This is a genomic window from Limnoraphis robusta BA-68 BA1, from assembly GCF_034932365.1.
Taxonomy (GTDB): Bacteria; Cyanobacteriota; Cyanobacteriia; order Cyanobacteriales; family Microcoleaceae; genus Capilliphycus; species Capilliphycus robustus.
On the sequence record NZ_JAYGHR010000111.1, the window covers coordinates 1 to 14,251 of the forward strand.

The 14,251-nt window shown below is 42.7% G+C and carries 9 protein-coding genes; 2 read left to right on the plus strand and 7 right to left on the minus strand.

Features of this window, described 5'->3' with window-relative positions:
• Positions 1–154 precede the first annotated feature (154 nt).
• Complete coding sequence (locus tag VB836_RS29745) at positions 155–1,555, minus strand: CHAT domain-containing protein (RefSeq protein WP_323225102.1); 1,401 nt, start codon at positions 1,553–1,555, stop codon at positions 155–157.
• A 162-nt stretch (positions 1,556–1,717) separates the two neighbouring features.
• Between VB836_RS29745 and VB836_RS29750 the strand changes: the two genes are divergently transcribed.
• Together VB836_RS29750 and tatC are read left to right on the plus strand one after the other, a co-directional pair.
• Positions 1,718–2,965, plus strand: coding sequence for an RNA-guided endonuclease InsQ/TnpB family protein (locus VB836_RS29750; RefSeq protein ID WP_323225104.1), 1,248 nt, complete (start codon positions 1,718–1,720; stop codon positions 2,963–2,965).
• Positions 2,966–3,311: 346 nt separating this feature from the next.
• Entirely contained in the window at positions 3,312–4,139 is an 828-nt protein-coding gene (gene tatC / locus VB836_RS29755; RefSeq protein ID WP_323225106.1) for a twin-arginine translocase subunit TatC, read from the plus strand.
• Between the two features lie 84 nt (positions 4,140–4,223).
• Here tatC and VB836_RS29760 read toward each other — a convergent pair whose 3' ends face one another.
• From VB836_RS29760 to VB836_RS29785, 6 genes are all read right to left on the minus strand, one after another.
• Entirely contained in the window at positions 4,224–5,471 is a 1,248-nt protein-coding gene (locus VB836_RS29760; RefSeq protein WP_323225109.1) for a DNA cytosine methyltransferase, read from the minus strand.
• 150 nt (positions 5,472–5,621) lie between these two features.
• Positions 5,622–8,285, minus strand: coding sequence for a type I DNA topoisomerase (topA, locus tag VB836_RS29765; protein WP_323225110.1), 2,664 nt, complete (start codon positions 8,283–8,285; stop codon positions 5,622–5,624).
• Between the two features lie 889 nt (positions 8,286–9,174).
• Positions 9,175–9,993 carry a metal ABC transporter permease gene (locus tag VB836_RS29770; protein ID WP_323225113.1) on the minus strand — a complete coding sequence of 273 codons (819 nt, stop codon included), beginning with the start codon at positions 9,991–9,993 and terminating at the stop codon, positions 9,175–9,177.
• Between the two features lie 294 nt (positions 9,994–10,287).
• Positions 10,288–11,049: a metal ABC transporter ATP-binding protein gene (locus VB836_RS29775; protein ID WP_323225115.1), complete on the minus strand. Its 762-nt coding sequence runs from the start codon at positions 11,047–11,049 to the stop codon at positions 10,288–10,290.
• Entirely contained in the window at positions 11,046–11,993 is a 948-nt protein-coding gene (locus VB836_RS29780; protein ID WP_323225116.1) for a metal ABC transporter solute-binding protein, Zn/Mn family, read from the minus strand. The genes VB836_RS29775 and VB836_RS29780 overlap by 4 nt, the downstream gene beginning before the upstream one ends.
• Positions 11,994–12,246: 253 nt before the next feature.
• Entirely contained in the window at positions 12,247–13,602 is a 1,356-nt protein-coding gene (locus tag VB836_RS29785; RefSeq protein WP_323225119.1) for a serine hydrolase, read from the minus strand.
• Between the last annotated feature and the right edge of the window lie 649 nt (positions 13,603–14,251).

Consider the following 14,251-nt stretch of genomic DNA (forward strand, 5'->3'; position numbering starts at 1 on the left):
AAAAACGGTAGCGGTAGGCTTTTTCTGTCATGTGTCACATCTTAGCATATAGCTTGTGAGAACCGCTATCGAAGAGGCGTTTCCTCCCGTCGCTAAAAGCGAGGGTCTCCACGCCAAATTCAGATGAGAAACCGGGTTTCTAAGCGAGTCTGTCCTACCAAGGATTTCCAATCAGAGTAAACCCAGACCAATAGTAAGGATGAGAGAGTTCTTCTTCTGTATTAGAAACTAAACTCGGAGGTAAAGCAACCTCGCCTCGAGAAATCAATAATTCACCTTGTTGTAAACGGACTTTACCCTGAATCATGGCAACTTGTGCTTTTTGAAGGGCTTCTGCTTTCGTTGAAGCTGTTTTCAACTGTTGATAAAATTCACTCATCAAAGCTAGGGTACCGCGATCGCTAATATACCACAAACTCGCTAAAGCCGACTTCACTCCCGACTGAATGGCTAACCCCGCAAACCCCAATTCTACATCTTGATCTCCAACCGCAGTTTGACAAGCACTCAACACCAACAACTCCGCAGGCGGCTTATTCCAGCGCATTTCCTGCATTTGATTTAACCGCAGTTGAGTATCCCACAATTGAATATAGGAATTTTGCGGTTCTCCTGATTTAAACTGGGCATGAGTCGCTAGATGAATAATTCCAAAGGAATTAGAAGCCAGTTGAGTTTCTAAATTTTGCAAGGTGGACACTTGGTTGAGAAAAGATTTTCCCGGCCATTGTCCCAATAGATTTGAAAGTGGCGATCGCTCCCCCGCACCGGGTTTAATAATCGTTGATAATTCTACAGGTACCGCCGGAAGCGGGTTTTGATCGGCAAATTCAGATACTCCCATCGCCAACACCTGGGCGGCTTTTATATTACCATAATTGGTGTCAATTAATAGATTAAATGCCGGAATACGAGTCGGACTGTATTTTTCAACTAAAAACTGTTTTCCGTCATGCAAAACGCCCAGGGGTAAGGTTCGTAAACCTGGCCCTGTACAGAAAAGCAAGATATCAATGCCTTTTTCCGCCAACGTCGCCTCAAACGGTTTAACAATCCATTGATACAATTGTTGAGCGGGTTTAAGATAGGAAGTGGTTCCGATTCTCCTCGGGTTCGTCACCTCTAGATAGAGTCGCTGAACTTGTTTTATGAGAGTTATGTGATCTGCTTCTGAAATCAAATCACCTGTTGCTTCACCATCGGGAGTCAATAAAATTAATTTCAGATAATCTGCTTGAGGGGCAACCCATAAAATAGCAGGTTTGCTTCCCGTTTGACTAGCGATACGAGAAAGAATTTTGGCAATATCATCGGCTTTGAGCGTTACTTCTGCCAAATTGCGGTTAAAATAATCTTCGTATTGTTTCTCCCAAGTTTCCTCCAGGCTTGTTACTTGCTCTGACCAATTGACATTTTGAGGATTTTCTTGAGAAAATGTAGCTTGAGAAAGAACGGCTAACAACACACCTGAAATCATCAAAGACAAAACGACTAACCGACTGTTGTACCGAAACAGCCGGATACGAATTACGCTTAGGGTTAATGCTAGAAACACCTGTATCTGGTGTCTTATGAGTTTGATCATTGCACTCAGATGAGAAAGGGTTGACCGAAAAAAATCGGGATGCAAGCCCCGTCGTTTACGAGGGTTAACTTACTTTCTGCATATAGCATCTATGTGGTATGATAATATTATACGCCAAGCAAGCCAGTGTCAATGATCGTCTACGAATTTAAAGCAAAAGGAAAAGCGTATCAATATAAAGCAATCGATGAAGCCATCCAAACATCTCAGTTTGTTCGGAATTCTTGCTTGCGGTATTGGATGGATAATCGTGGACTCGGAAGAAAGGAGTTGTATCGATATAACACTGAACTCCGAGCTATGTACCCTTTTGTCAGAGACTTGAATTCACACGCTTGTCAGGCATCTGTAGAACGGTGTTGGTCAGCTATTGCTAGGTTCTTTGATAACTGCAAGAAACGCGCACCAAGAGAGAAAATACCCGGCAAAAAAGCGGATTCGCAACTCGCCGTTGTACAGCGAGATTATGCGAACCAAGCAGGTTATCCAAGATTCAAGAATAATTCTCGCTCGGTTGAATACAAACAGAGCGGATGGAAACTTTTAGACCCCAAACATATCGAATTTATCGACAAAAAGGGGATTGGAAAACTCAAGCTTGTCGGAACTTGGGATCTGGCATTTTATCCAGTCGAACAAATTAAACGAGTGAGGTTGGTTAGAAGGGCAGATGGGTATTACGTTCAATTTTGCATCCAAGTCGATGTGAAGGTAAAAACACAACCGACAGGGAAAACAATTGGGTTAGATGTAGGATTAAAAGAGTTCTACACCGATAGTAATGGCAACACTGAACCCAACCCTCGTTTCTACAGAAAAAACGAAAAGCGATTAAAGCTTTATCAAAGGCGCGTTTCTCGAAAAAATATTGGCAGTGCCAACCGATTAAAAGCCATTAAACGACTGGGCAAAGCACACCTCAAAATAAGTAGACAACGTGTAGAACACGCCAAAAGACTGGCGCGTTGCGTAATCCAATCAAACGATTTGGTCGCCTACGAAGACTTGAGGATTAAGAACTTAGTAAAGAATCATTGTCTAGCCAAGTCAATTAATGATGCGGGTTGGTATCAATTCAGAAAATGGTTAGAGTATTTTGGAAGCAAGTTCGGTCGGGTAACGGTTGCTGTTAACCCGGCTTATACCTCCCAAACCTGCTCTAATTGTGGTGCGATTGTTAAAAAATCTCTATCAACTAGAACTCATATTTGTCAGTGTGGGTGCGAGTTAGACAGGGATCATAATGCCGCAATTAATATTCTGAATTCAGCTTTGAGTACGCTAGGGCATAGCGGAACTTGGATCTTAGATCCTCACGCTTCAGGAGATTTTACCTCTACTGTGATAGGAGAAATTCTGTCTCAGCAAGTCGAGTCGTAGAATGAAGAATCCCCGTCGTTTACGACGTGGGAGTGTCAATTGATGATAACTAATTCGTCCAAAAGATTGCCGAACGGTAATCTATGAGAAAGTTGAGTGCATCAAACTGTTGCAGAAACCCGGTTTCTGGACGAAAATTCTGGGTTTTGAGGTTTAAACATCTGCAATAAACCGGGTTTGTCACCCTGATGCAAGATCTGAGGTACATCAAACTGTTGCTTTGGTGATCGCTGAGGAAAGAGGTCTGGGATTGGATTACCCTAGCTATTATCGAGTTTCTGCACGAGAGACGATACAATAGTTAATCATCTGCTGAAATCTTGATTATTGAAATTATTAACTCGATATGACACCTCTAGAAACTCCTGAATCTGGTTCAAATAAGAACGGTGTTGCTGTTACTGAAGACAGTTTGCCTTCCGAAGTCTTGATGAATCCTGAAGAAGAGAAAATGAATTCAGGTGATGAATTTCCCGATGAAGTGGAAATGTCGTTATTTGATCATTTAGAAGAGTTACGACAACGGATTTTTTATTCGTTAATTGCAGTCGTTATTTCGGCGGTGGGTTGTTTTATTTTTGCCAATTCTATTGTTGAAGTTTTACAAAAACCCGCCCAAGGGGTGAAGTTTCTGCAACTGGCACCCGGAGAATATTTCTTCGTTTCAATACAAGTGGCGGGTTACAGTGGGTTAGTGTTGGCGAGTCCGTTTATTCTCTATCAAGTTGTCAGGTTTGTTTTACCCGGAATTAGTGTTCAAGAACGTCGATTTTTAGGGCCGATATTCTTTGGTTCAACGATTCTGTTTGGTGTAGGTTTGGTGTTTGCTTATGTGGCGATTGTTCCGGCTGCACTGAAGTTTTTTATTGGTTATGGCGGCGATGTGGTTGAACAGTTCTGGTCGATTGAAAAGTATTTTTCTTTTGTGTTAAAATTATTGTTTGTCACGGCGTTATCTTTCCAAGTTCCGGTCATTCAGATTTTGTTAGGGCTACTGGGAATTGTTTCATCTGAAAAGATGTTTTCTGGTTGGAAATATGTGGTGTTAGGTGCTTTTGTTATCGGGGCGATTTTAACGCCTTCTACTGATCCTTTGACTCAAAGTTTATTAGGCGGATCGGTTGTGATGCTATATTTTGGAGGAATTGGAGTGGTTAAGGTGTTGGGGAAATAATTTTGTAAACTCAAAAAATTAAAGCTCTAATAGTGAGTTAATCAAAGTATAATCTTCCTACTTCAATATTTCCAATTAATTTCTTTATTGCATAATAAGGAAAGAAAGCTGTTCTTCCCTTGTTTTTTCAAGCTCACTTAATGTTTCAATCATCCAACTCATATCATCAGTATTGTGATAACGGGAATAGGGAAAGTCTGGGTAAATAATAGGTGTTTCTCCTTGGAGATGAATCAATAACATTCTAGCGATCGCTCTTCCCAAAGAACAGGGGACTGCATTTCCAACTTGTCGATATTGATCCAGTAAACTTCCTAAAATTATCCAATCATCTGGAAACTCTTGTATTCGCTTGTACTCTTCAATACTGAGGGGTCTATCTTCTTCTGGATGTGCCAAATCAGTTGCAGGCATAGCCGGATGTGTCAACAATGTAGGAGAAGGCTTATCCCACGCTAACCTTCGATAAAAGCCTGTTTTTCCACCGCCTGCATGATAAGAACCTCCTAAAGCTTCTTGGTGTAATTCTACTGGCAAATCTCGCCAATGTTGTCCAGCTTTTAACAGTCGATAATATTTAAGTCGTTTTTCTGGGAACTTGACAAAATGATGTTCATTCTGAGGAAGTCCTTCTAGCGCCTCTCTCAATGTTCGCCATCGCGGAAGATCATATAAACCTTTCTCTGAGTGAGTCGGTGTTAGGTAGGGAAGTTTTTTTCCATCCCGGCTACAAGCAATAATAATTCTTTCTCGTTGTTGTGGAGTTCCAAAATTGGCAGTATTATATAAGTTGAAAGAAATACTATACCCAGCTTCTTTCAATTTCTGAGTGATAAAAAGTAGTGCGCTTCCCCGTTGTTCATCGGGTGATAAAGGTGGATAGTTTTTACCTCTCATATTATGAGGTCTATGCTTTAATGTTGCTGATAATAACCCTCGAACATTTTCAATTACTGCGAACTTGGGTTGTAGTTCAATTATTAAATCGATAAACGTTAAACAGACATTTCCTCGTTCATCATTGAACCCTTGTCGTTTACCCGCACTACTGAAAGCTTGACAAGGAGGCCCACCAACGATTAGATCGATTTCTTCGTCAGGACTCAAACCTGCTTTTTCCTTAATTGCTGTGGCTGAGTAGTCTCTAATATCTCCGATGAGTGCCACATCTGGTCGATTTGCTTCTATTGTTTTTCGGGCTGCGGCATCGATCTCGCAGGCGAGAAGCACCTTAATTCCTTCCTCTTCCAGTCCTAAATCTAAGCCCATACATCCAGAAAAAAAGCTTAAGGCTTTCAGATTTTGCTTCTTGAAAAATCTTCCTTCATACATAATTTGGTACTGCTATACCCGCCTGATATTCTATGGAGTGATACTTATAAAGTGATTGAAATTCAAGAATTTTATACAAGCGCTCACTGCGATAACTAAAGACGTTCAAGAAGAACGCCTCTAGAATATTTAGGGATGAATTTTGGGGGCTTATTTGGTGGTTTTCTTACGAGTGCTTGAACGCTTAGTCGTTCCTGTTGTTTTAGTCGTAGTTCCTGTTGTTTTCGACTTTGTTTTCGACTTTGAACCGGAACTTGCTTTCGCCGCCAACCATTCCAACGCCTGCTCTAAGGTTACATCCTCAACGGTTACTTCTTTTGGAACAGAAGCATTGGTTTTCCCATGTTTAACGTAAGGACCATAACGGCCATCATAAACGTTCACAGGTTCGTTATCTTCAGGATGAGCGCCTAACTCTCGTAAGGGGGTCGCCGTGCGCCGAGTACCTCGACTAGCTTTCGGTTGAGCCAACATTTCCAAGGCCCGATCTAAGGTAATACTCAACACATCATCCGGCGCCTTGATCGAACGATAGTCTTTCCCCTCTTTACCCTGATCATGGACAACATAGGGGCCAAACCGTCCAATTGCCGCTTTGACTTTCGCCCCCGTTTCAGGATGAACCCCCAACAGTCGCGGTAATGACAGTAAACCCACCGCCATGTCAAAACTCACGCTATCCTTTTCAACGCCCTTGGGTAAAGACACCCGCTTGGGTTTTTTATTCTCCTCAGACTCCTCACCCAACTGTACATAGGGGCCATAGGGGCCAATCAACATAAAAATCCCTTCTCCCGTTTCGGGATGCAGCCCTAACTTTTCAGGGCCTTCGGTTTTTTGCTGAAGCAGTTCTTGCACCAACTCAGGCGTCAGATCCGCCGGGGTTAAGTCTTGCGGAATAGAAGCCGTAACGATTTCTGAGCCATTTTCCGCCTCAATATACGGCCCAAACTTGCCAATACAAACCCGATAGAGAATACCATCGGTTTCACCCCCCAGTTTTTCGAGTTCGATAGTCCGAGCAACTTTGGCATCAATTTGACTTTCCTGTTCCCGAACTTGCGTTTCTAACCCCTGATCTCCCGAATAAAACTTCTGCAAATAGGGAAGCCAACTCGCCTCTCCCTCCGCAATATCATCGAGGGTATTTTCCATGCGGGCGGTGAACCCAATATCTACCAAGTCGGGGAAATGTTTTTCCAGTAAATTCGTCACCGCAAACGCCGTAAACGTCGGGATGAGGGCATTTCCTTTTAACTGAGCATAGCCGCGATCAATAATGGTGCCAATGACACTGGCGTAGGTACTGGGTCGGCCAACGCCTTCACTTTCGAGGGTTTTCACCAGAGACGCTTCTGTAAACCGAGCGGGGGGCTGGGTTTCGTGGCTAATGGCTTCGAGTTCCTGACATTTGGGATGATCGCCCACTTTCAGAGGCGGAAGTAATACTTCTTGGTTTTCTAAGGCTGCTTCGGGATCATCAGAACCTTCGACATAGGCCCGTAAGAAGCCGGGAAAATCAATGCGTTTTCCACTAGAACGAAAACCCGCATTTTCGACTTGCAACTCAACAGAAATGTTGGTTTGTTGGGAGTCGGCCATCTGACAAGCGACGGTTCGCTTCCAAATCAAATCATAGAGTTTCAGGTCATTTCCGCCGAGAGAGGTTTCTTGGGGCGTGCGGAAACGACTTCCCGCCGGACGGATGGCTTCGTGGGCTTCTTGAGCGCCTTTTGTTTTGGTCGTATATTGGCGGGGTTTGGGACTGAGGTAGTTTTTGCCGTATTTCTCCTCAACGCAGGCCCGAGCCGCTTCTATCGCCTGTTCAGATAGGTGAACGGAGTCAGTTCGCATATAGGTGATAAAGCCCCGTTCGTACAACCCTTGAGCCACTTGCATCGTCTGACGCGCACTCAGTCGCAATTTGCGGTTGGCTTCTTGTTGGAGGGTGGAAGTTGTAAACGGGGGGGCGGGTTTGCGGGTAACAGGACGTTCTTCGATATTGCTGACTGTCCAGGGTTTATCCGTAAGTCGCTCTTTTAAGGCCATCGTCTGAGCTTCATCGAGCAGAACGACGTTACGACCTTGGGCGATTTTACCTGTGCTTTCGTCGAAGTCGCTTCCGGTTGCTACTTTCACGCCGCCTACTGTGATCAATTTGGCATCAAAGCTGGTTTTATCCTTTTCAAGTAAGGCTTTTAAGTCCCAATAGTCCCCTTGACGGAAAGCCCGACGTTCTCGTTCTCGGCTAACGAGTAAGCGTACAGCCACAGACTGCACTCGTCCGGCGGATAAGCCTCGGGCGATTTTTTTCCAGAGTAGGGGTGAGAGGGTATAACCGTAGAGGCGATCTAAAATGCGTCGGGTTTCTTGGGCGTGAACCAGTTGTTCATCGACATCCCGACAGTTGTTGAGGGCTTTTTGAATGGCTTCTTGGGTGATTTCGTGGAAGACCATTCGTTTTGTCGGGATCTTGGGTTTGAGGAGTTGCAGCAAATGCCAGCTAATACTTTCGCCTTCGCGGTCTTCGTCTGTCGCTAGAACCAGTTCATCGGCAGCTTTGAGGGCGTCTTTGAGTTCTTTGACGACTTTTTTCTTATCTTTGGGGACGACGTAAATTGGCTCGAAGTCGGCTTCGACATTTACGCCAAGCTGCGCCCACTTCTCTCCCTTGTACTCTTCGGGAATTTCTTCTGCTGAGGGCGGTAGGTCACGCACATGACCCATCGATGCTTCCACACGGTAGTCACGGGGAAGGAAGTTGCTGATGGTGCGAGCTTTCGTTGGAGATTCGACGATCACTAGGGTTGCCATGGCGTCTTTTCGGAGATATGAGCAGCGAACAGGTATGGGTTTCGAGAATATAGGGAGCAGATCGGCAAGCCAAACTGTCTTTTATTATCCGGGAAGTAAGCCGGATAGAGGACAGCACAAAAATATGCGATCGCTTTATCGGAAGTAGGGCTTACTTTCAAAACTATCTTAATTTTGAGTTTATGTCTAAATTCATAAACGATCTTTTCCAGCCTACTGTTTGAGTTTGGCCGAGCGACGCGATACTTTGGCTATTGGTAGCGCATTTTTCATAATTTGTCAAGTCTTATCTAAACGTTTTGGGAAATAGTTGCTTCTGATGTCGGGGTTGTATGGGGAATCTCTCAATTTTTCTCCACAGAATGATGATTTGTACTCTGGCTTAGGTTATACTAATGACGGCAATTCTTAAAAAATAATTAAGATTAGGATCAGCATAGTTGTTTCTTGTTTGGAGGTGCAGTCAAAATGATCTCGGATTTGCTGCGTGTTTTGATTCCGGCAGTTAGTTATCTTGCAAGTGTCTACCTGTTGTTGATTTGTGTGCAGAAATTGACTCAAAAAGCCTTTTAACTAAATATCGCGGCGGAGTCCCACTCCAAAAACGAGCGCGTTGGGGTTGGGATGAATTGTGATAAAATAACCCTGTTGGCACAGAACACAAAAACGCGAAAACCAAGCGTAGAAAAATTTAGCCTGGGTCAGACGGGTGTCTGCCTGTGGACGCTGTGTAAGACCCATTTGTATCCGTATAAAAAGGCAACGGCGGATGAAGCACCGAAGCCTACACCATAAGCGAATAGCGTTGGTGATAGGCACTTCACAGTGGTGTGCGAGTTTAGATCACAATAGTATTGAAAAATCAGGGTGAAACCGTTAGTCGGTGGGGTTAATGACTCGACCGACTCAATCCGACTCCGACTAAAAATACTACAAGCTGCACCAGGACAATACTTGGCCCTGAAGGTAAATCCCAAATTCCAGAAATCATCATTCCTAGAATACCACTCACTGCCCCAATCGCCGTAGCGAGTCCTAAAAATGGTATAAATTGCTGACAAACTAATCTCGCAGTCGCGGCGGGAATCACTAAAAAAGCATTGACTAATAAAATCCCTACAGCCCGAATAGACAACGCTAAAGTTAGGGATAATAGGACAATAAAACTATAGCGATAAAGTTGTATGGGAATGCCCTTGAGTTGAGCTAAATCTGGACTAAATGTCAGGAGTATTTGTTGGGGTAATGTAACAACAAAACTGAAAATCGTGACGGCTAACAGTAAGAATAATAAAAGAATATCAAGATTACTAATAGCGAGGATATCTCCAAACAAAACTGATAATAGATTACGTCGATAGCCTTCTAAAAAAGAAAATCCAATGGTTCCTAGCGCCACTGAACCTGCAACAATAACCCCTAAAATCGTATCACTACCTAGATTAGTTTTGTCTATTAAATAAATCACTCCTAAGCCAAAAAATACGAGTAACACGGTTAGGGATAGGTTAGAGGGAAGTGGAATAAACGCCCCAATGACGACGGCTAAAAATGCTACATGACCTAAAGCATTACCATACATTGAAAGCTGTCTGAGGACTACAAAACTTCCTAAAAGTCCCCCCAATGTTCCCAGTAGAACCCCACCGATAATCGCTCGTTGCATAAACGGTAAGCTTAAAAGTTCTATCCAGTCTGAATTAATCATTGTATTAAGAAGGCAACAAAAAATGTAGGGGCGGGTTCGGGCAAAATCTATGCTTCCCAGAAACAACATTAATAAACCCGCCCTTCTTCAATTCACAGATAACAAAAAATGTAGGGGCGGGTTCGCCAAAATCTATGCTTCCCAGAAACAACATTATACAAACCCGCCCTTCTTCAATTCACAGACAACAAAAAATGTAGGGGCGCGCCTCCGCCAAAATCTATGCTTCCCAGAAACAACATTAATAAACCCGCCCTTCTTCAAATCCGAGACAACAAAGAATTATAAGATGTTTTAATGAGAGTGAAAATAACGAATTTGTGTTGAACCATAAACCTCTTGTAAATTCTCAGTTGATAATGTTTCTCGCGGACTTCCTTGACAGAGAATTTTTCGGTTGAGACACAAAACGCGATCGCAATACCGACTGACTAAATCTAAATCGTGAGAGATTTGTAAAATCGCAAATCCTTGTTCTCGCTGGAGTTTATTCAATAATTCTGCAAATTCAATTTCTCCGGTTGCATCCACTTCGGCTAAGGCTTCATCTAAGACTATTAAATGACGAGGAACGGCTAAACAATAAGCCAGTAAAACCCGTTTGAGTTCACCTCCGCTTAACGTTCCGATGCGTTGTTTATATTGATTTTCAAGATTAACTTTAACTAAAGCACTTTGTACAGAAATCTTTTTTTCTCGTGATTTCCAAAACATCGATTTCGGTAAGGCTAAGGCTACTAATTCTTCTACAGTTAAGGGGAAATAGCGATCAAAAGAAAACTTCTGCGGAATATAACCAATTTTATCCCATCGTTTTCCCAATAAATTTAAGGGTTTTTCTAATATTTCGACTTGACCTGACTCATAGGGAATTAATCCTAAAATTGCTCTAATCAAGGTGGTTTTTCCGGCTCCATTCGGCCCAACTAAAGCAGTATTAGTTCCTGAAAATAGTTGGAATGAAACCCCGTCAACTGCTAGATAATTGCCTCGGCGAATCGTCAAGTTTTGTACCTTGACCACAGATTGACTTCCGAATTCTTGGCACGCGATCATTTACAAATATCCTCTAGCGTTTTTAAATTCTTCCGCATGGCGGTAAAATAATATTGAGGATCTAAAGAGCCTGTTTCAATCGGATCTAGCGTTTTTACAGGCAGTCCAACATCATTAGAAATTTGTTGGAGTCGGCTATCATTGACTCCCGGTTCACTGAGTAAAGCCTGCACATCGTATTCTTTAACGGCTGCAATAACACGCTGGATATCTCGGGGAGAAATGCTATCTTCGGGAAGTTCTAACACCGCCATTTGTTGGATGCCATATCGTCTCGCTAAATAAGGATAAGCATCGTGAAATGCTATAAATTTGCAGCCTTTTACCGAACCTAAACGACTTTTAAATTCTTGATCAAGTTGTTGTAATTGTTTAATATAAGCATCAGCATTCGCTCGATAAGTTTGAGCGTTTCCTGCATCTGCGGCGATTAAACCCTCCCGAATATTTGCCACTTGTTTCTGTGCTAAAATCGGATCAAGCCAAACATGGGGATTTCCTTCAGCGTGAGAATGACCGTGATCATGATCGTGATCTTCTTGGAGTGCTTGAATTCCTTGACTGGCATCAATTTGTTTGAGTTGAGGGTTCCCCGCATTCGCCACTAACCCACTGAGAAATGTTTCCATTCCCAAACCATTTTTGACTAAAATTTGAGCTTGAGCGAGTTTACGCGCATCGCTGGGAGAGGCTTGATATTCGTGAGCGGTAACGTTGGGAGGAACGAGAATTTCCACTTCCCGACTAGAACCTGATACGGCTTTGGTAAACAGGTACATTGGTAAAAAGGTAGCGACAACCTTAGTTGAACGGGTGTTTTGAGCGACTGTTGTCAAACTTCCGATGCTTACAGCGATCGCTGAAATCAATAATACCGCAAATAAAGGACGACGCTTCCAACTGCTAGGGTGAGTCAATATCCGAAATAACTGTGAAGGTGACATAGTGTGAGATACACCAAAATTGATCGGCGAAGGGTTCTCCATTCATTACAAAATGGAGGTGATAATTAAAATGATAATCATTTTAGTCTGTTTTAGCAATAGGGATTTTACGCCTCACCAGTGTTGTAGGGGCGGGTTTAAACAGTGAACAGCGCGTTCCTTGCGGCCCGGCGGTTTCCGGCGAGACTTAGTTTGTAAGAGAGTGAACAGTGAACAGTGACCAGCTTTTACAGCAGGCTCTAATTAGACAGAATTAAGATTGAGAATTTAAAGCCTTCATTTGATCATAAACTAAGCGAGAAATAGTGGGAAATATTTGCCAATTTTCGGCGTATTCTGTTCCGTCTCCAAAGACCGTTAAAATATAAGCAACTTGACCGGATTTTGACTGAATAAAAGCTACCTCAAAACGAGTTTCAGAAGTCCAACCTACTTTGGAAAAAAAGCGAATATCTAATCCCGCCAAAGATTCTCCGAGAAAGCCTTGAATGGGGTTGGATTCTTCCCGTTTCCAAACCGTTGGGTCGAGATCTCGTTCAAGTAGGTTCATCATTTGAGAACTGGCTGTAGAAGAAACGGCTTTTTTTGTGACTATTTCATACATTAATCGACTCGCTTGTTCAGCCGTAATTTTATTTCTAATCGGGTTTTTAGGATTTCCTCGCATTTTCAGTTCCCAAGCTTGGGGTTCTTCCATTTGGAGTTCAGGAATCGGGTAGTTTTTTTGACTGATATCAATATTTTTATACCCAGATTTTTGAAAAAAGTTATTAATAGAATGTCGTTTTTTGAGCCAGTTTTCATAATTTTCAACCGATGAATTAGGTTGGGATGAAGTCTGGGTCAGTTTGTCCAGAATATGACTAGCGGCTTCATTATCGGAGTCTTGAACTAATTTACAAATATCGGTTTGACATTCAGATGTATAATTAATGATTTCTGGCGGTTGAATTCCGGCTTCTACTTGAGCAAATAAAGCCACCATCCAAAACAGTTTGGTAATACTAGCAGGAAATCGAGGGGTTTGACTGCGGTATTCAGCGAAGGTTTGAGTTTGAAGATCAATTAAGTGAATAGAGAGGGAAGAAGTTGATAATTTTTGTTGAGAAACTTGATTAATGACTTGATCAATAATCGCTTGAAGTGTTAAACTATAATTGAGATATGGTTCCGTCTGAACGTTATAAACGGGCTGAGAATTTAAGCGTTTTTCTGGGGTGAGTTTGGCAGAGGAAATATTCTGAGTTTTAGTCTGAGAAATCGATGAAGAAATCACGGGAGTGGAACGGAAAAAAGTTAATTCAATCCATTCTGGAAAGAAAAATTTGGCGATCGCACAAAATCCCCCTAAAATCAATGCAAGCAGAGAAATAGAACCCAACAGGGACACGGAAGGTTGAGTTCGAGAGCGAGAACGCTTCGGTGAGGAGGGTTTGGAGGGTTGTCGAGTTTGACGGGCTGGAGATGATGACTTGAGTTGCTGTTCGCTATCGAGTTGAGCAACTCGTTTTCGGAGTTTTTTAATGGTTTTGTAGGCTCGTTCTAACTGAGTTTCGAGTTCTACAATTTTCGGATCGCGATCAGTCGGTTGGGGTTGTTTGGGACTCACAGGTTCGGTTGGTCTTTTCAACTTCGCTGATTATCTTAATCTAAAAAAGATTGATTTTAACGCGCGAAATTTTGTTGTAGCGCTCCTCACCCACTTTTCGATGAATTCAAAATTTTATCAGGTTGTCAATAAAGCCAATAAAAAACCTCGGACAAGGAGTTTCAAAAACAGATCTGTTGGTACTTTTGGGCTGTTCTGATAGACGATTTAACGTCTCCTCGGTACCACAAAGTAAGGGAAACGACAAACACCTTACAAACAAGAATACCCCTTGACCGATGTGTTATATTTAGAGTTGGGCTGTTAGAGTTAAGTAAACGATTTGCTCCCCTGACGTCGTTCTCCTTCGGGGGCAATTCACAAGTCAAACAACAAAACACTTGCTATCGTCGAGCCATCCTGATCAGAAACGATTTTCTCTTGAGGGTGGCTTACTGTTTATTATGGCGGGTAAGTTGAGAAAAAAGTATTTTTCTTTACAAAAATTTGATTTCGGTACGAATCGTATAAATTTGTTCATTACTGCTCCATAAAACGTGTACAAAGCGTCACAAGAAGATACTTTGTGTGTTTATTTCCTGCTTCAAAGGGGGCATGGGAGCGGTTAACCCTCCACAGGCTTACGAGTCGAGCCGTACTCGCTATAGCG